The following is a 17,526-nucleotide window of genomic DNA, read 5'->3' as shown; positions in this document are numbered from 1 at the left end:
GCCGCCCCGCGCCTTGACGGCGCCGGGTGTCGGCACTAACGTGCACTAGAGGGTTGTTATGCAAAGATAATGGGAGGGGTGATGGCGCTCTATGAAATGCGCAAGTTCGTTGCACCCGAGTTTATCTTTGGCGTCGGTGCCCGGCACCGCGTCGGTTTTTATGCGCGCAACATGATGGCGCGGCGGGTGCTGGTGGTCTGTGATGCCGGTGTGATCGCCGCCGGCTGGTTGCGCGAGTTGGAGGAAGACCTGGCGGCAGCCGGGATCGAGAGCGTGGTTTTCCAGGGCCTCTCGCCCAATCCCAAGGATTTCGAAGTGATGGCCGGCGCCGCGCTCTACGCGCGCGAACATTGCGACGTCATTGTCGCGCTCGGCGGCGGCAGCGTCATCGACTGCGCCAAGGCGATCGGTGTCGTGCATACCAATGGCTGCAGCGTGTTGCAGTTCGAGGGCGTCGATCAGATCGAGGTGCCGGGGCCGCCGCTGATCTGCATTCCGACGACGGCGGGGACGGCGGCCGATATCTCGCAGTTCTGCATCATCGTGAACAGCACCGAGCACTACAAGATGGCGATCATCAGCAAAACCGTGGTGCCCGATGTCGCGCTCGTGGACCCGGAGACGACGCGCTCGATGGACCCCTACCTGACCGCCTGTACCGGCATGGACGCACTGACGCATGCGATCGAGGCCTATGTGTCGACGGCCTGTTCGCCGATCGTCGATGTGCACGCGCTGGCGGCGATCCGCCTGGTGATGGGCAATCTCGATGGCGCCGTGGCGGCGCCCGGCGATCTGCCGGCGCGCGAGAACATGATGCTGGCCAGTCTGCAGGCCGGGCTGGCCTTTTCCAACGCCAGTCTCGGTGCCGTGCATGCGCTGGCGCATTCGGCCGGCGGTTTTCTCGATCTGCCGCACGGCGAGTGCAATGCCTTGCTGCTCGAACACGTGGTGCGCTTCAACCTGCCGGCGGCGCCCGAGCGCTACCGCCAGATCGCCGAGGCGATGGGCGTCGATACCCGCGGCATGGAGGCGAAGACGATCGCGGCGCGCATCACGCAGTCGATCACCGATCTGCGTCGGCGTGTCGGTATCAGCAACGGTCTCGGCGCGCGCGGTGTGCGCTCGGCCGATCTGTCGGAACTCGCCCGGCATGCGATCCGCGATGCCTGTGTGGTGACCAATCCGCGTCGGGTGAGCCGGGCCGACGTCGAGGTGATCTATGGCGACGCCCTCTGATCCGGACGACTGGGAACTGCGCAAAGGCCAGATCGTCGGTCTCGGCGAACGCTCGTTCCGCAAGAGCTACTATCCGCAGCTGCGCCAGAATCTCGACCGCCTGCAGCGTTTCCGCCTGCTGCTCGATCGTACGACCGATATCGTTGTCATGCTCTCGGTGCCGGAGGGCAAGGTCGTCGATGGCAACGAGGCCTTCGGCGTGCTGCTCGGCGAACCGGTCGAGGCGCTGATCGGCCGTGACTTCGCTTCGCTCGGCCTGGGCGATACCGCGCGTATTCTGGAAATCCTCTCCGAAGACGCCTGTTCGGCGGCGCGCGACCGGCCGGTCGATAGCCATTCGATGCTGACCGAGTTTTCGCGCGACGGCAGGACGATGTGCTTCGACCTGTCTCTGCGCACGACGCTGCTCGATAACGAATGCTATTGCGTCCTCGTCGCCCGCGACGTGACCGAGCGTCAGCATGCGCATGCGATGGTGGCGGCGCTGCTGGCCGAGAAGGAGGCGCTGCTCGAAAACGCGCTGGTCGGCATCGTCCATACTCGCGAGCGTCGGATCGTCGCCTGCAACCGGCGCATCGAGGAGATTTTCGGCTATCCGCCAGGCGGCATGATCGGCTTGTCGACGCGGATTTTCTATCCGACCGACTACGATTTTTCCTCGGTCGGCGAGGAGGCGTATCGTTCGCTCGGCGAGTCAGGCAAGCAATTTTCAGTGACGCTGCAGATGCAGCGCGTCGATGGGACGCCGATCTGGTGCGAATTGTCGGGACGGGCGCTCGATTCGGAAAGTCCGGTGTCCGACTCGATCTGGGTGATTTCCGACGTGACCGAGCGGCACGACGCCGAAGAGCGCGCGCGCTTTCTCGCCTATCACGATGTCCTGACCAGTCTGCCGAATCCGCAGCTCTTTCAGGACCGCCTGCAGCAGGCGGTGGCCTTCGCCGTGCGGGCGGGGACGAAGGTGGCGCTGCTGCTGATCGACATCGATCGCTTCAAGGCGATCAACGACGTCCTTGGTCATGAGGTCGGCGATCGCCTGCTGGTCGAAGTCGCCCGGCGCATCGAGCAGAATACACGGGCGACCGACACGGTCTGTCGCCAGGGTGGCGACGAATACCTGCTGCTGCTCACCAACGTGTCCGAGCCGGATGCGATCGCCACGTACGCGGCCGAATTGATGGCGAATCTGGCCGAGCCCTTTTCCGTCGACCATCAGGAACTCACCATTTCGGTCTCGGTCGGCGTCGCCATCTATCCCGAGGATGGCGCCGACTACGGCACGCTGCTCAAGAAGGCGGACATGGCGATGTACCGCTCGAAGGAGTCCGGGCGCAACACCTACCGCTTCTTCAACGAGGAGATGAACGACGACGCGGTGGCGCAGGTGACGCTGTTTTCGGGCTTGCGGCGCGCGCTCGATGCGCGCCAGTTCGTGCTGCATTACCAGCCGCAGCTGGAAATGGGCAGCGGGCGCCTGCTTGGCGCCGAGGCCCTGATCCGCTGGAATCATCCCGATCTCGGGCTGGTCTACCCGGGGCGCTTTATCCCCGTCGCCGAGGAGACCGGGCTGATCGCCGAGATCGGCGACTGGGTGTTGCACGAAGCCTGTGCCGAAGCGGTCGAATGGCGGCGTGTCCTGGGGCAGGACCTGGCGGTGGCGGTGAATCTGTCGGCGCTGCAGTTCAAGCGTGGCGACATCGAGAAAACGGTGGCCGAGGCGCTCGAGGCGACCGGCCTCGATCCGTCGATGCTCGAACTGGAATTGACCGAGTCGATCCTGATCCGCGATACCGAATCGATCCTTGCTGCGGTCAAGCGCCTCAAGCTGATGGGCATCCGGCTGTCGATCGACGATTTCGGCACCGGTTATTCGAGCCTCTCCTATCTCAAGCGTTTTGAGGTCGATAAGCTCAAGATCGACCAGTCCTTCGTGCGCGATCTGGCGCACAACCCCGAGGACGCGGCGATCGTCCGCGCCATCATCCAGATGGCCCACAGCCTCGGCCTCAAGACGATCGCCGAGGGCGTCGAAAACAAGGAGGTGCTCGATCTGCTGCGGCTTTACCGCTGCGACGAGGCGCAGGGTTACCACTTCGCGCGGCCTTTGCCGGCCGATCGCTTTCTTGCCTTTGCCGCCGAACGCGGCATCTGAACGCAGGTTTCTCGGCGCAAAAAAAAGCCGCCCCGGCGGAAACCGGGGCGGCTTTTCAGTCGGGGCTTGCCTAGAGCAACTGGCGGTAGACGGCGCGGATGTCGTCCTTGTTCATCGAGCGCGGATTGTTGTCGAGCAGGCGCGTGACCTTGGCAGCGCCCTCGACCAGCGTGTCGAGGTCGGCCTCGGTGATCGCCCAGCGCTTGAGATCCGCCGGGATGTCGAGATCGCGGTTGAGCGCGTAGAGCGCGTCAATCATCGCCGTGGCGGCGTCGGCGTCGCTCTTGCCGGCAATGTCGAGTCCCATCGCGGCGGCGACGTCGCGGAACTTCGCTTCGTTGCCGACGGCATTGAACTGCATGACATAGGGCAGCAGGATGGCGTTCGAGATGCCGTGGGCGATGCGATACTTGCCGCCGAGCGGGTAGGCGAGCGCATGCACGGCAGTCGTGCTCGAGGTGGCGATGCACATGCCGCCGTAGAAGGCGCCAAGGATCATGTCATGGCGCGCGTCGACGTTCTTGCCGTCGCTGAAGGCCGTGCGGATGCTGCGCGAGATGAGGCCGATCGCCTTGAGCGCGATCATCTCGGCGAAGGGATTGCCCTTCTTCGAGGTGTAACACTCGATGGCGTGTGTCAGCGCGTCCATGCCGGTCGAGGCCGTGATCGCCGGCGGCAGGCCGAGCGTCATCAGCGGGTCGAGGATGACGCAGTCGGGCATCAGCTTCGGGCTGACGATGCCGACCTTGAGTTCGTCCTCGGGGACCAGGATGATGCTGTTCGGTGTCGCTTCGGAACCGGTGCCGGCAGTCGTCGGCACCATCACGGTCGGCACGCCGCGGCGCGGGATCGGCGCCTTGTTGAGCAGGTCGCGCAGCTTGACGTCGTTGCCGAGCATGACGGCAACAATCTTGGCGACGTCCATGGCGCTGCCGCCGCCGATGCCGATGACGAGATCCCAGGTGGCGCCCTTGGCGGCTTCGAGGATGGCTTCGACCTGGCCGACATCGGGTTCCGGCGGGGTGTTGTCGATGAGCTTGACGCGGGCGCCGGCGGCTTCGATCAGCGCCTGCGGCTGCGCGATCAGGCCAGCGCCGGCGACGCCCTTGTCGCTGATGATGAGGACATTCTTCGCGGCGAAGTCGGCGACGACGTCCTTGAGGCTTTCGATGCTGCCGGGGCCGGCGTGGATGCGGCCGGCATTCAAAAGGGTGTAGGTGCTCATGCTCTGTCTCCTGTTCGGTGGCGGTCAGCCGTTGACCCAGTCCTCGGTGACGCGGACATATTTGATCTTCTGGCGCCAGTAGGTATAGGCGATGTGGATGAAGCCGTCGGGCGTTTCCTTGATCGACGGATAGGAAAATTCGCGATTGACCTTCTTCTCGGAATTGTTCGACATGCAGTAGCCGTCGCCGACTTCGAGGTTGCGCTTGTACGGCCAGGTCTTGCCACCGTCTTCGGAAATTGCCAGCGTCATCGGTGCGCGCGGCGTGCCCCAGAAGGCGGTGCGTCCTTCGCTGGCGGCGGCGGAAGCGACCTGCGGCGCGCCGGGCGCGTCGCCTTCGTCCTCGATTTCGTCATAGAGCGAGACGCGGCGTTCGGTCGCCTGGGCCGAGCTGATGTCGTTGTACACGATGGCGAGGTGACCGTTGGCGAGACGCGTGTATTGGATCGACGAGTTGTTGTTCGGCAATTCGGTCGGCTGCGGTGCCGACCAGCTGCGGCCGTTGTCGATCGAGCGGCTGCTGTAGACGTGGTCGGCCCAGCGGCTGCGGAACAGGGCGAGCAGGCTGCCGTCGTCCAGCTTCTCGATGTTCATGTGCACGCAGCCGACGCTGTCGGGGACTTCGACCTCGCGCCAGTGCGCGCCCTGGTCGGTCGAGATCATGACGGCGCTGATGTCGTTGTTGCCGACCCATTTGTCGCCGGGGTTCGTCCGGCAATAGAACACCGGAATCAGCCAGTCGCCGTTGTCGAGCACCACGACCGGCTGGCGGACGAAGGTGCCGGCCTTCTCGAAGAGCGTGCCGATCGGCCCCCAACTGATGCCATTGTCTTCGGAAATGCGGTAACGGACGATCGCCGTGTCCTGATTGCCCGATTTTTGCGCGGTGTAGATCAGCCACAGCTTGCCGTCGGGGGCCGGGAAAAGGATCGGGTTCTGCTCCGAGCGCGTCGGGTCGTCGGAGAGCTTGACCGGCGTCGACCAGGCGGCGGCGTCGCGCGCCAGGCGCGAGAAGTAGATCGAGATGTCGGCGATGCCTTCCTGTGTGCCGCCGAACCAGACGCAGCCGAGGTCGCCTTCGGCGAGCGGCATCAAATTGGCGGCGTGGTTCTGGATACAGGGCGCAGGAATGTCGGCCTCGACCCGCTTGGGGTCGCCGGCCGGCGAGTGGAGGCGCAGGGCAGAATCAGTCATGGTACGGATCTCCTAAGCGAGGTCGGTGTCACAGGCCCTTCTTGCGACGGCCTTCGAGCAGCTTGAGTGCATATTCGGCCGCGTCGATCATGCTTTCGGCATTGGCGACGCCCTTGCCGGCGATATCGAAGGCGGTGCCGTGGTCGACCGAGGTGCGCAGGATCGGCAGGCCGAGCGTGACGTTGACGCCGCTGATCGCTTCCCATTGGCCCGTGGCCGGATTGACGTTGAAGCCGAGCAGCTTGACCGGGATGTGGCCCTGGTCGTGGTACATGGCGATGACAGCGTCAAAATGGTTGCCGCGCAGCTTGATGAAGACGGTGTCGCCGGGCACCGGGCCGGAGACGGCGATGCCGCGCGCGGCGTAGTCCTGGATCACCGGCGTGATGATGTCGGCTTCTTCCTTGCCGAGGATGCCGCCTTCGCCGGCATGCGGGTTGAGGCCGGCGACGCCGATGCGCGGCGTGTCGATGCCGAGGCACTCGAGTGCCTCGAGGGTGACGTCGATGACGCGCTTGAGTCGGATCGGCGTCACGCGTTTGGCGATGTCGCTGATGGCGCAGTGCGTGGTAACGTGCGAGACGCGCATCGGGCCGTGTGCCAGCATCATGACGGCGTCACGCTGGCCGGTGAGGTGCGCGAGCAGTTCGGTGTGGCCTTCGAAGTGGTGGCCGGCCATGTGCAGCGCTTCCTTCGACAGCGGTGCCGTGACGATGGCATCGGCCTCGCCGGCCTGCACCATCTCGACCGCCTTCTTGACGGCGCGGTAGGCCCACTCGCCACCGACGGCGGTGATCTTGCCGGTCTGGATCTCGCCGTCGACCGGGCCGACATCGATCATTGTCAGCGGCACGCTCTCACGCGCGAGGCCGGCTTGCGCGCAGGCCGTGTCGAGCGCGCGGGCGTTGCCGAGAACGATGAATTCCAGGCGGCCGGAGGCGATGTCCTCGCGCAGCTGGTGCGCGGCCTTGGCGATGATTTCGGGGCCGATCCCGCTGGGATCGCCCATGGTGACAGCCAAACGGATTGCCTTTGTCATTTACTTTCCTTTCTCGAAATTCGTGTCGCGGCGAAGCCGCTGCATCATCTGGATCAAATCATCGGGCTTGCCGAACGCGCCCGAACGCGAGTGGCAGTGGGTTCCGTGCCAGCGGCCGCCGACCAGCGTCGCGCGGCCCCAGCCGTTCTGGATCGAGGCGCCGGCGAGCAGCGCTTCGGCGCCGGTGGCGCGGCAGATCGCCAGCAGCGTGTCGCCGCCGACGATCATCAGTTGCTTCGGCGCCGGCAGCCCGGCGGCGATGCGTTCGATGTTCTGTTGCAGGAGTGCGAGCGACTCGGTCTGCGTCATCTCGCGTCGCGGCGAGAGGTCGAAGCGGACGTCGGCGGCGCCCTGTTGTGCCTGCGCCAGTGCCGCTGCGATCTCGTCGGGGCGCGCCCGTTCGGCGATTGCCGGCGTCGGTGCCGCGGCTTTGAGCGCTTCCCATTGGGCATAGAGGACCGGCTGGAAACTGGCGCTGATGAGCACCGTCGGGCCGTCGATGTCGGTCGCCGCCGGGCTGGCGTCGGCGTGCGGCGTCAGTCCTTCGTGGCGGGCGATCGCTTGGGCGAGTCCGGCGCTACCGCACCAGAGCGCGCGCCGTGCGTGCGGCATGTCGAGCCGGGCGGCGATGGCGTCGAGTTCGGCGTCGGTGCGAACCTCGGGAATCCAGCTGGCATTGTCGTCGAGTCGATCGGCGGGTGTTGTGGCTGCCGTCATGCCGAAGGTCGAGAAGGCTTCGCGCAAGGGTTGGGCGACCGCCTCGGGCGGCTGTCCGGGCTTGACCACCCACTGTCGGTTGTCGGTGGTGATGCGGCCCTGTCCCGGGAAGGCCGGGGCGAAAATGACGCCCGGGAATTTCCCGGCGGCGCGCAGCCAGCCGATCTCGGCAAAGGTGTTGCCGCGCAGCAGGCTGTCGACTTTCTTGTAAGCAAGATCGCCGGCGACGAACCAATCGAGCGTCGGTGTCAGGGTGTCGGGCAGGGTGGCCGGCAGGACGTCGCGCGTCGGCGTCGCCACGACGCTGACGGCAGCTTGCCAGTATGGGCTGTCGGCCGCCGGCGGCCGGTCGATGAAGACGGGCACCTCGCCGGCAAAGGCGGCAGCGGTGTCGAGTGCGCCGGTCAGGTCGTCGGCGAGGATGCGCAGGCGCGTCATGCGTGCGTCCCGGCCAGGGTGACGCGCACGCCGGTCGAGCGGATGCGCTCGATTTCCTCGTGCGGCGCGTTGTCGTCGGTGATGACTTCGGCGATGTCGCCGATTTCGCAGACCGTCATGAAGACGCGCGGGCGGAATTTCGAGGCGTCGACGAGCAGGCGGCAGGAATTGGCCGATTTCATCAGCGTGCGCTTGACGGCGGCGACTTCCGGCGAGGTTTCCGAGACGACGTTGTCGGTGATCGCGTGGGCGCCGAAGAACAGCACGTCGGCGCGGATGTTGCGGGCGGCCACCTGTACCTGTTCCCCGACCAGCGTGTTGCTGCCCGAGCGCAACTGGCCGCCGAAGACGTGCACCTGGACGAGCGGGCTGCTGTTGAGCACCTGCGCGATCTCGATGTCATTGGTGATGGCGATCAGCGGGATCTTGCGGGACACCACCGCGCGGGCGGCTTCAAGCACGGTGCTGCCGCTGTCGAAGATGACGCTCTGCCCGGGGATCAGTGCCGCTGCGGCGGCTTCGCCGACGATGCGCTTTTCGCGCGGCGAGAGGTCGCGCGCCGCCGTGATGTTGGGTTCGAAGGTGCTGTATTGCTGGTGTTTGAGCAGCGCGCCGCCGTGCGTGCGTTCGACGATGCCTTCTTCGGCCAATGCGTCGAGGTCGCGTCGCAGGGTCGAGAGCGAGACGTGCAGCGCGTCGGCAAGCTGTTGCAGGGTGACGGCACCGTGATGCTGGAGGAATTCGGCGATGTGCTGCCGTCGCTGGACCGGCAGCAGGGGCGTGTTTTCCTGTTCGTTAGGCATCTCGAGGACGGCGGGCGCTTCCACGGCGGTTCTCCTGGGTGGCGAGGGCAGATCGTCGGTGGTGATGACGAGGTTTTTGCTCATGACTGGTAGATTATGGGAGATTGTTGCGCAAATTGCAATCGATACTTTGGCTGTCTTGGCTTGTTTTGGTGTCCTCGCTTTTCGCTTGTATTCGTCGGTATTTTTTTTGTTTTATTCAATAATGCTGGGGGGTTACCCTGATTTTGGCAGGGTCTTTGCAAGCGGCGGTGATGGTTTTCGATCGATGCCAGGCGCCGGGTGTTTTGGTGTTTTGTGATAGATAGTGGGAAAAACGCGCGCTGTTTGTTGACAAATGTCTCAACTTCAACCACCATGCTTCCAGCGTGTTCCGATCATTCGTCAATCGGCGTCGTCGGGTTTATGCCCCCGCGTGCGCCAGCGTGAGTCAAGGAGAGATGCAAGTGAAGAAACAGATTCGTGGAGTGCTGACCGCCGTCGTGACGCCGTTCGATCCGTCCGGTGAAGTCTGTCCGCAACGCCTGCGCGCGCAGGTGCGGCGCCAGGTCAAATACGACAATGGCGTGTTCTGTAATGGCACGAATGGCGAATTCTTTGTTCTCAGCCTCAACGAGAAGCGTCTCGTCACCGAGACCTGCGTCGAAGAGGTGGCCGGCAAGGTGCCGGTGGTCGCGCATATCGGCGAAATCTCGACGGCGACAACGATCAGGCTGGGCAAGGACGTCGCGGCGATGGGCGTCGATGCCGTTTCGGTGATCACCCCATACTTCGTGCCGCTCAAGCAGAGCGAACTGATCGCGCACTACCGGGCGATCGCCGATGCCGTGCCGGTTCCCGTCTTCCTCTACAACATCCCGGGTCGCACCGGCAACACCATCGAGCCGGCGACTGCCGCGATTCTTGCCGATCATCCGAACATCGTCGGCATCAAGGACAGCGCCGGCAGCTACGAGAGCCTCAAGGGCTTCCTCGATGCGGTCAAGGGCAGAACCGATTTCGATGTCCTCAGCGGTCCCGACCACCTCGCCCACCAGGGCTTCCTCGAAGGTTGCTCGGCCTGCATCTCCGGCCTCGCGAACGTGTCGCCGGAAGGCGTCAGCCTGATCTGGAAGAATTTCCGCGACGGCAACATCGAGAAGTCGAAGGCGGCGCAGGATTTCATCAGCGGTCTGCGCAAGGACCTCTATGCCGTCGCCTTCGCGCCGGCAGCGGTCAAGAAAGCGGCGCTGCTGCTGGGCGAGGATGTCGGCGACAGCCGTTACCCGATCGTCTTCTCGGACGAGGATCTGGCGACGATCCGTCAGGTGGTTGCCAAGTACGGCACGGTGCCGGCGCTCTGATCGGCCGGGAAAAACGGGGAATCGCTACATGAAAGTGATCAATACTTCGCCGTCGTTTGCCAAGTACAGCAACCATCCGGTGGAGATGCTCGACGAAAACGGTTTTGTCCTGCGCTCGTTTCCGGCGGATGTTTCGCTGGCCGATCTCAAGGCCGACCTGGCCGATGCCGACGCGCTGATCGTCGCCTTTACCGAGGTGAATGCCGAGCTGCTCGACTGCGCGCCGAACGTCAAGATCGTCTGCAAGCACGGCGTCGGGGTCGATAACATCGATCTCGAGGAAACGCGCAAGCGCGGCATCTGGGTGACGAACGTGCCGAATGCCAACAAGCACGCCGTCGCCGACTTCGCTTTCGCGCTGGTGCTGGCGCTGGCGCGGCAGATTCCGCAGGCCAATGCCGGCACCAAGGCCGGGCGTTGGCCGCGCATTTTTGCTACCGATGTCTATGGCAAGACGCTCGGCATCTGCGGCCTCGGCAACATCGGCAAGCAGGTGGCGCTGCGCGCCAAGGGCTTCAACATGCGCGTCCTGGCCTTCGATTTCTTCCAGGACAAGGCCTTTGCCGAGGCCAATGGCATTAGCTTCGTCAGCAAGGAGGAATTGCTCGGAGAGAGCGATTTCATCACGCTGCACATGCCGCTGACCGATACCACGCGCGACTTCATCGCTGCCGCAGATTTTGCTGCCATGAAGAAGAGCGCCTATCTCGTCAATGCCTCGCGCGGCGGCGTCGTCAACGAGGCCGACCTGTTCTCGGCCCTGTCGGCGAAGACGATCGCGGGCGTGGCGTCGGACGTGTTCGAACAGGAACCGCTTGAGTCGCATCCGCTCTTCGGCCTGGAGAATTTCATTGCCACCTCGCATATCGCCGGCTACACCGACGGCGCCGTCAACGCCATCGGCGAGGAATGCGTGGAAGCCATCGTCGCGGCAATCGTGCATAAGACACGGCCGCAGAACGTCATGAACGGACTCTGAGCGGCGTCCGTTTCGTCATAGCGTTTCAGATCAATGCGGCGCATCGACGCCGCTGCGGAGGAGGGGACGTGGAGGTTCGTAACAAACAGAATTTTGCCGCCGGGCTGTTTTTTCTGGCCTTCGGCATTTTTGCCGCGGTTGTTGCGCGCAGCTATTCGCTGGGCGCGAGCGACGATATCGGACCGGGGTATTTCCCGTTCTGGCTGGCGGTATTGTTGGCCGTGCTGGGTACGGTGCTGAGCGTCAGCGCGCTGGCGCCGAAAGCCGAGGCGACCGAGATCGGCAGGCTCGACTGGAAGGCGGTCGCCTGGATCGTCGGCGCCGTCGTCCTCTTCGCCTTCCTGCTCCAGATCCTTGGCATCGTCTTCTCGGTGCTGGTGCTGGTAATCGTCTCCTCGCTCGGCAGCCACGAGTTCACCTGGAAGGGGACGCTGGCCTCGTCGCTGCTCCTCGCCGCGCTGGTGTACGGCGTCTTCGTCATGGGGCTGCACCTGCAGTTCCCGACCTGGCCGACGCTCTTTTCCTGAGGACTCGCGACCATGGACCTGATTGCCAACCTCTCGCTCGGTTTTGCCACGGCGCTGTCGCTGCAGAACCTCCTCTATGCCTTCATCGGCTGCCTGCTCGGCACCTTGATCGGCGTGCTGCCCGGCATCGGCCCGGTGGCGACGATCGCCATGCTGCTGCCGGTGACCTACGGCCTCAGCCCGACGACGGCGCTGATCATGCTCGCCGGCATCTTCTATGGCGCGCAGTACGGCGGTTCGACGACGGCCATCCTCGTCAACCTGCCCGGCGAGTCCTCGTCGGTGGTGACCGCCATCGACGGCTACCAGATGGCGCGGCGCGGCAAGGCCGGGACGGCGCTGTTTACCGCTGGCTTCGGTTCCTTCTTCGCCGGTTGCGTGGCGACGCTGGTGCTCGCCGCCTTCGCTCCGGCGCTGGCTGAACTCGCCTTCAGCTTCGGGCCTGCCGACTATTTCTCGCTGATGGTGCTCGGCCTCGTCGGCGCCATCATCCTGTCGTCGGGATCGATCCTCAAGGCCATCTGCATGATCCTCATGGGTCTGCTGCTCGGTCTGATCGGCACCGACGTCAATTCCGGCGTCATGCGTTATACCTTTGGCATCCCGGCGCTGTTCGACGGCATCGATTTCGTTTGCGTCGCCATGGGGCTCTTCGGCTTCGCCGAGGTGATCAGCAACCTCTCGCTCAAGGACAAGCGCGAGACCTTCACCAACAAGGTCTCCGGTCTCTGGCCCTCGATGGCCGATTTCAAGCGCATGCTGCCGGCGGTGTTCCGCGGCACGACGCTCGGGTCGGTGCTCGGCATCCTGCCGGGAGGCGGCGCCGTGCTTTCCTCGTTCGCCGCCTATACCTTCGAGAAGAAGATTTCGAAATATTCCGACGAGTTCGGCAAGGGCGCCATTGAAGGCGTCGCCGGGCCTGAGTCGGCCAATAACGCGGCGGCGCAGACCTCGTTCATCCCGCTGCTGACGATGGGCATTCCGTCGAATGCGGTGATGGCGCTGATGGTCGGCGCGATGACGATCCACAACATCACGCCCGGTCCGCAGGTGATGCAGAACAACCCGGAACTGTTCTGGGGCCTGATCGCGTCGATGTGGGTCGGCAACCTGATGCTGGTGATCCTCAACCTGCCGATGCTCGGCGTCTGGGTCAAGCTGCTCACCATCCCCTATCGCTTCCTCTACCCGGCGATCCTGGTGTTCTGCTGCATCGGTGTCTATTCGCTCAACAGCAACGTCGCCAACATTTACATCACGGCGATTCTCTCGGTCTTCGGCTACGTGCTCGCCAAGCTCGGTTGCGAGGCGGCGCCGATGCTGCTCGGATTCGTCCTCGGGCCGATGATGGAAGAATACTTCCGGCGGGCGCTGATCCTGTCGCAAGGGAGCTATTCGACCTTCGTCACCAACCCGATTTCCTTGTCATTGCTGGTCGCGACCGCTGGCCTGATCACCATCATGGCCGTGCCGTCGATCAAGAAGAAGCGCCAGGAGGCGTTCCAGGAGGACTGAGCGCCGCTCGGGGGTTATGCAATTTGCAGTTTCCAAGAGATAGAATCGAACCGCGTCAACCGACTCAAACAAAGAGGGCAATCATGAAAAAGACACTGTTTTCGCTGGCCGTTTCCGCCTGTCTGGGCCTGATCGCTTCGCCGTCGATGGCGAAGGACGAGTGGCCGACCGATACCGTCAAGATCATCGTGCCGTTCACGGCCGGTGGTACCACCGATATTTTTGCGCGCGTCATCGGCGATCACCTGCAGAAGGCCTTCGGCAAGCCGTTCATCATCGAGAACGTGCCGGGCGCCGGCAGCGTCAATGGCATCGCCCAGGTCGCGCGTTCCAAGCCGGACGGCCTGACGATCGGCATCGCCAGTACCTCGGGCCTGGCGATCAATCCGCAGCTGCGGCCCGACCAGGTGCCGTACAAGCCGCTCAAGGACCTGATCCCGGTGACCATGTTCGACAAGGTGCCCAATGTTCTTGTCATCAATTCGGGCAAGCTGCCGGTCAAGTCGGTGCCGGAGCTGATTGAATATCTGAAGAAGAATCCGGGCAAGGTCGCGTATGGCTCCTCGGGCGTCGGCACGTCGCAGCATCTCGCGGCCGAACTCTTCCAGCAGATGACCGGGACCAAGATCACGCACGTGCCGTATCCGGGTTCGGCGCGCATGGTCACCGACATGATCGGCGGCCAGGTGGCGATGACCTTCGACAACGTGCCGCTGCTGCTGCCGCATGTGCAGGGCGGCAAGCTGACGATGCTGGCAACGGCGACGGCCAAGCGCGCCGCCTTCGACGAGAAGGTGCCGGCGGTGGCCGAGTTCCTGCCTGGCTTCGAAGCGGTCGCCTGGCACGGCTTCATCGCGCCGGCGGGCACGCCGAAGGAAATCGTCGACAGACTCGCGGCCGAAGTCCAGGCGTGCATGAAGAAGCCCGAGACGATCAAGAAATTCTCCGAGGCGGGCGCTGAAGCCGTGGCCACCTCGCCGAAGGAATTCGCCGACTACATCGCTGCCGAAATGACCAAGTGGAAGGCCGTGATCGAGAAGGCGAACTTGCAGGTTAAGTAAGAATGCATGTTGTATCGTTTCTGATTCACCCGAATGCCGGGTCCGCTTCAAGCGGCCCGGCGCCCGATTTTCCGATCGATGCTGTGACGCGATCGCTTCGTCAATCCCTCGTCAAGGAATGAAGCCATGACCACTTCGCTGCTCTCCCGTCGTACCTTTACCCGTCTGCTCGCCGCTACGGCGGTTGCCGGTCTCGGCTGTTTCGGTCTCGCCCAGGCGCAGACCTATCCGACCAAGCCGGTGACGCTCGTTGTGCCCTATCCGGCCGGTGGCGCCAACGACATGCTTGGTCGCCTGATCGGCCAGAAATTGTCCGAAGGCCTTGGCCAGCAGTTCATCATCGACAACAAGCCGGGCGCCGGCACGCTGATCGGCGCAACCGTCGTCGCCAAGGCCCCGGCTGACGGCTATACGCTGCTCGTCGGCGGCTTCGCCTCGAACGCGGTCAGCCCGATCCTGTTCAAGGCCGAGTACGATCCGCTCACCGCTTTCGAGCCGATCGGCCTCTTCGGCACCGCGCCGATGGTTGTCATCACCTTCCCGAATTCGAAGTACAAGACGCTCAAGGACGTCGTCGAGGCCGCCAAGGCCAAGCCGGGCGAGGTGATGTACGGTTCCTCGGGCAACGGTTCGCCGCTGCATCTCGCCGGTGAAATGTTCACCGCGCAGGCCAAGATCAACCTGACGCACGTCCCGTACAAGGGCGGCAGCGCGCACATCCTCGACCTGATCGGCGGACGCCTCGACGTCATCTTCGATACCTCGACGAACTCGACGCCGCTGATCAAGGGCGGCAAGGTGCGTCCGATCGCCGTCTCGTCGAAGACGCGCATGGCCGACTTTCCCGATGTGCCGACCTTCGCCGAATCGGGCTACCCCGACTTCACGGTGAACGGCTGGTATGCGCTCTATGCGCCGGCCAAGACGCCGAAAGCGATCGTCGATCGTCTCAGCGTCGAATTGCAGAAGGTGCTGAAGCAGCCTGAGGTCATCGAGAAGCTGCGCGGCGTCGGCGTCGCTCCGGCCTCCGGTGTCGCGTCCGAACTGGCCAAGTACGGCCCGGACGAATTCGCCAAGTACACCAAGCTGATCAAGGACGCCAACATCAAGGCCGACTGAGCTTGAGATAGCATCGATCGACAAGGTGGCGGTCCGGGCGCGAGCCGTCCGGACGCTGCCGGTTTCTCAGCATCACACTGGATTCTCCATGAAAATCAAAAGCCAGAAAGACTTCCTCTCGGGCGTCCTGCTGATCCTCGTGGGTGGCGCCTTCGCCATCGGCGCGACGAATTACAATTTTGGCATCGCCGTGCGTCCGGGGCCGGGCTATTTCCCCTTCGGACTCGGCATCATTCTCGCCTTGCTCGGCATCGTCGTCCTGACGTCGGCCTTCACGAGCAAGCGCACCGACGGCGATCCGATCGGAAAGATTCCCTGGCGGCCGCTGCTCTGCATCGTCGGCGCCATCGTTTTCTTCGGTCTCGCCTTGCCGCGGCTCGGTTTTGTCATCAGTTTCCCGCTGATGATCATCATGACGGCCGCGGGCGGCAGCGAATTCACCTGGAAGGACGCAGTACTCAATGCGGCGATTCTGACCGTCATGTCCTATCTCATTTTCATCTACGGTCTGCAGCTGACCATTCCCTTGTGGCCGGCGCTGTCCTGAGCAGCCCCTCTGCGTGACTTAGAGAAAGATCGAACATGGACTTGCTTCAAAACCTCTATATCGGCTTCCAGACTTCGCTGTCGCTGATCAACCTCTGGTATGCCTTCCTCGGCGCCATGCTCGGCACGCTGATCGGCGTGTTGCCGGGCCTGGGACCGATCGCGACGATCGCCATGCTGCTGCCGTCGATGTACTCGCTGCAGCCGACCTCGGCGCTGATCATGCTGGCCGGTATCTACTACGGCGCCCAGTACGGCGGTTCGACCACGGCGATCCTGATCAATGTGCCGGGCGAAGCCTCGTCGGTGGTCACCGCGCTCGACGGCTATCAGATGGCGCGGCACGGACGCGCCGGCGCCGCGCTGGCGACGGCGGCCCTGGCTTCCTTCTTCGCCGGCACCATCGGCACGCTGGTGGTTGCCGCCTTCGCGCCGCCGCTGACCGCGCTCGCTTTCGAATTCGGCGCGCCGGAATACTGCGCGCTGATGTTCCTCGGCCTGGTCGGCGCCGTTGTGCTGGCGTCCGGCTCGCTGGCCAAGGCGCTGGCGATGGTCGTGCTCGGCCTGCTGCTCGGCCAGATCAATACTGACGTCATTACCGCGGTGCCGCGCTTCAGTTTTGGCATTCCTGAGTTGATGGACGGCATCAACTTCGTCGTCATCGCCATGGGCGTGTTCAGCTTCGGCGAAATCATCGCCAACCTCGGCAAGCCGCCGGAACATCGCGAAATCTTCGTCAAGAAGGTGACCGGACTGTGGCCGAGCAAGCAGGATTTTCATGATGCAGCGCCGGCCGCCTTGCGCGGCACGCTGCTCGGTTGCCTGCTCGGCGTGCTGCCGGGTGCCGGGCCGATGCTGGCGTCCTTCACCTCGTATTCGGTCGAGAAGAAGATGTCGAAGACGCCCGAAGCCTTCGGCAAGGGCGCCATCCAGGGCGTCGCCGCGCCGGAAGCCGCCAACAACTCGGGCGCGCAGACCTCGTTCATCCCGATGCTGACGCTGGGCATTCCGACCAGTGCGGTGATGGCGCTGATGATCGGCGCCATGACGATCATGGGCATCCAGCCGGGTCCGCAGGTGATGACGACCAATCCCGGCCTGTTCTGGGGCCTGATCACGTCGATGTGGGTCGGCAACCTGATGCTGGTGATCCTCAACCTGCCGCTGATCGGTATCTGGGTGAAGCTTCTGACCGTGCCGTATCGCTTCCTCTTCCCGGCGATCATGGCTTTCTGCGCAATCGGCGTTTATACGCTGTCGAACAACACCTTCGACGTCTATTGTGCGGCGGCTTTCGCGGTGGTCGGGTTCCTCTTCAACAAGCTCGGTTTCGAGCCGGCGCCGCTGATCCTCGGTTTCGTGCTCGGGCCGATGATGGAGGAAAACCTGCGTCGGGCGCTCTTGATGGCGCGCGGCGACTGGAGCGTCTTCGTCACGCGGCCGATTTCGGCGACGATGATCGTGCTGGCCGTCGGCCTGATGGTGATGATCACGTTGCCGGCGATCAGCAAGAAGCGCGAAGAGGTCTTCGTCGACGAGGAATAGGATGTCTTGCCGAGACGGCCGCCGGCCGTCTCGATTGCTTCAGCCTGGTGAATAGTTGGTCACCGGGCTTTTTTTTTGAAGCAG

15 protein-coding genes are annotated in these 17,526 nt (G+C 63.8%); 10 read left to right on the top strand and 5 right to left on the bottom strand.

All coding sequences use genetic code 11. The annotated features are described in order from the left end of the window. Window positions 1–81 precede the first annotated feature (81 nt). Entirely contained in the window at window positions 82–1,239 is a 1,158-nt protein-coding gene (ercA, locus tag BLR25_RS19040) for an alcohol dehydrogenase-like regulatory protein ErcA (protein WP_176785986.1), read from the top strand. Continuing rightward, window positions 1,223–3,391, top strand: coding sequence for a putative bifunctional diguanylate cyclase/phosphodiesterase (locus BLR25_RS19035; RefSeq protein WP_091940079.1), 2,169 nt, complete (start codon window positions 1,223–1,225; stop codon window positions 3,389–3,391). Before ercA ends, BLR25_RS19035 begins: the two co-directional genes overlap by 17 nt. Before the next feature lie 70 nt (window positions 3,392–3,461). Here the strand turns inward: BLR25_RS19035 and BLR25_RS19030 are convergent, their stop codons facing one another. Genes BLR25_RS19030 through BLR25_RS19010 form a run of 5 tightly spaced genes read right to left on the bottom strand, consistent with a single transcriptional unit; the run spans window position 3,462 to window position 8,891 of the window. Further along, the gene (locus tag BLR25_RS19030; protein WP_091940077.1) at window positions 3,462–4,616 is read right to left on the bottom strand and encodes an iron-containing alcohol dehydrogenase; all 1,155 of its coding nucleotides are present in this window, start codon (window positions 4,614–4,616) and stop codon (window positions 3,462–3,464) included. 24 nt (window positions 4,617–4,640) lie between these two features. Beyond that, on the bottom strand, window positions 4,641–5,810 hold the full coding sequence (locus BLR25_RS19025) for a sialidase family protein (protein ID WP_091940075.1): 1,170 nt from the start codon (window positions 5,808–5,810) through the stop codon (window positions 4,641–4,643). Between the two features lie 28 nt (window positions 5,811–5,838). Beyond that, window positions 5,839–6,849 carry a 4-hydroxythreonine-4-phosphate dehydrogenase PdxA gene (gene pdxA / locus BLR25_RS19020; RefSeq protein WP_091940073.1) on the bottom strand — a complete coding sequence of 337 codons (1,011 nt, stop codon included), beginning with the start codon at window positions 6,847–6,849 and terminating at the stop codon, window positions 5,839–5,841. Beyond that, on the bottom strand, window positions 6,850–8,004 hold the full coding sequence (locus tag BLR25_RS19015; protein WP_091940071.1) for a four-carbon acid sugar kinase family protein: 1,155 nt from the start codon (window positions 8,002–8,004) through the stop codon (window positions 6,850–6,852). It abuts the gene before it with no gap. Then, complete coding sequence (locus tag BLR25_RS19010; RefSeq protein ID WP_245715614.1) at window positions 8,001–8,891, bottom strand: DeoR/GlpR family DNA-binding transcription regulator; 891 nt, start codon at window positions 8,889–8,891, stop codon at window positions 8,001–8,003. The genes BLR25_RS19015 and BLR25_RS19010 overlap by 4 nt, the downstream gene beginning before the upstream one ends. 362 nt (window positions 8,892–9,253) lie before the next feature. Here BLR25_RS19010 and BLR25_RS19005 point away from each other — a divergent pair, with 362 nt between their 5' ends. From BLR25_RS19005 to BLR25_RS18970, 8 genes are all read left to right on the top strand, one after another. Next, entirely contained in the window at window positions 9,254–10,150 is an 897-nt protein-coding gene (locus BLR25_RS19005) for a dihydrodipicolinate synthase family protein (RefSeq protein ID WP_091940134.1), read from the top strand. Window positions 10,151–10,178: 28 nt separating this feature from the next. Further along, window positions 10,179–11,129 carry a phosphoglycerate dehydrogenase gene (locus tag BLR25_RS19000; RefSeq protein ID WP_091940069.1) on the top strand — a complete coding sequence of 317 codons (951 nt, stop codon included), beginning with the start codon at window positions 10,179–10,181 and terminating at the stop codon, window positions 11,127–11,129. Window positions 11,130–11,197: 68 nt separating this feature from the next. Then, entirely contained in the window at window positions 11,198–11,656 is a 459-nt protein-coding gene (locus tag BLR25_RS18995) for a tripartite tricarboxylate transporter TctB family protein (protein WP_091940067.1), read from the top strand. Between the two features lie 12 nt (window positions 11,657–11,668). Then, the gene (locus BLR25_RS18990; RefSeq protein ID WP_091940065.1) at window positions 11,669–13,171 is read left to right on the top strand and encodes a tripartite tricarboxylate transporter permease; all 1,503 of its coding nucleotides are present in this window, start codon (window positions 11,669–11,671) and stop codon (window positions 13,169–13,171) included. Between the two features lie 83 nt (window positions 13,172–13,254). After that, entirely contained in the window at window positions 13,255–14,232 is a 978-nt protein-coding gene (locus BLR25_RS18985) for a Bug family tripartite tricarboxylate transporter substrate binding protein (protein WP_091940063.1), read from the top strand. 126 nt (window positions 14,233–14,358) lie between these two features. After that, a complete protein-coding gene (locus tag BLR25_RS18980) occupies window positions 14,359–15,351 on the top strand; it encodes a Bug family tripartite tricarboxylate transporter substrate binding protein (protein ID WP_091940062.1) in 993 nt (330 codons plus the stop codon). An 88-nt stretch (window positions 15,352–15,439) separates the two neighbouring features. After that, window positions 15,440–15,898: a tripartite tricarboxylate transporter TctB family protein gene (locus BLR25_RS18975; protein WP_091940061.1), complete on the top strand. Its 459-nt coding sequence runs from the start codon at window positions 15,440–15,442 to the stop codon at window positions 15,896–15,898. Between the two features lie 35 nt (window positions 15,899–15,933). Then, entirely contained in the window at window positions 15,934–17,442 is a 1,509-nt protein-coding gene (locus BLR25_RS18970; RefSeq protein ID WP_091940059.1) for a tripartite tricarboxylate transporter permease, read from the top strand. Window positions 17,443–17,526: the final 84 nt, after the last annotated feature.

Origin of the sequence: Propionivibrio dicarboxylicus, assembly GCF_900099695.1 — a bacterium.
GTDB lineage: Bacteria > Pseudomonadota > Gammaproteobacteria > Burkholderiales > Rhodocyclaceae > Propionivibrio > Propionivibrio dicarboxylicus.
This window is presented reverse-complemented; position numbering and strand designations above follow the sequence as displayed.

What these genes read in the sequence shown, in the direction of transcription:
- ercA (WP_176785986.1), top strand. Translation starts at nt 82, where the DNA reads ATGGCGCTCTATGAAATGCGCAAGTTCGTTGCACCCGAGTTTATCTTT.
- BLR25_RS19035 (WP_091940079.1), top strand. Translation starts at nt 1,223, where the DNA reads ATGGCGACGCCCTCTGATCCGGACGACTGGGAACTGCGCAAAGGCCAG.
- BLR25_RS19030 (WP_091940077.1), bottom strand. Translation starts at nt 4,616, where the DNA reads ATGAGCACCTACACCCTTTTGAATGCCGGCCGCATCCACGCCGGCCCC.
- BLR25_RS19025 (WP_091940075.1), bottom strand. Translation starts at nt 5,810, where the DNA reads ATGACTGATTCTGCCCTGCGCCTCCACTCGCCGGCCGGCGACCCCAAG.
- pdxA (WP_091940073.1), bottom strand. Translation starts at nt 6,849, where the DNA reads ATGACAAAGGCAATCCGTTTGGCTGTCACCATGGGCGATCCCAGCGGG.
- BLR25_RS19015 (WP_091940071.1), bottom strand. Translation starts at nt 8,004, where the DNA reads ATGACGCGCCTGCGCATCCTCGCCGACGACCTGACCGGCGCACTCGAC.
- BLR25_RS19010 (WP_245715614.1), bottom strand. Translation starts at nt 8,891, where the DNA reads ATGAGCAAAAACCTCGTCATCACCACCGACGATCTGCCCTCGCCACCC.
- BLR25_RS19000 (WP_091940069.1), top strand. Translation starts at nt 10,179, where the DNA reads ATGAAAGTGATCAATACTTCGCCGTCGTTTGCCAAGTACAGCAACCAT.
- BLR25_RS18990 (WP_091940065.1), top strand. Translation starts at nt 11,669, where the DNA reads ATGGACCTGATTGCCAACCTCTCGCTCGGTTTTGCCACGGCGCTGTCG.
- BLR25_RS18985 (WP_091940063.1), top strand. Translation starts at nt 13,255, where the DNA reads ATGAAAAAGACACTGTTTTCGCTGGCCGTTTCCGCCTGTCTGGGCCTG.
- BLR25_RS18980 (WP_091940062.1), top strand. Translation starts at nt 14,359, where the DNA reads ATGACCACTTCGCTGCTCTCCCGTCGTACCTTTACCCGTCTGCTCGCC.
- BLR25_RS18975 (WP_091940061.1), top strand. Translation starts at nt 15,440, where the DNA reads ATGAAAATCAAAAGCCAGAAAGACTTCCTCTCGGGCGTCCTGCTGATC.
- BLR25_RS18970 (WP_091940059.1), top strand. Translation starts at nt 15,934, where the DNA reads ATGGACTTGCTTCAAAACCTCTATATCGGCTTCCAGACTTCGCTGTCG.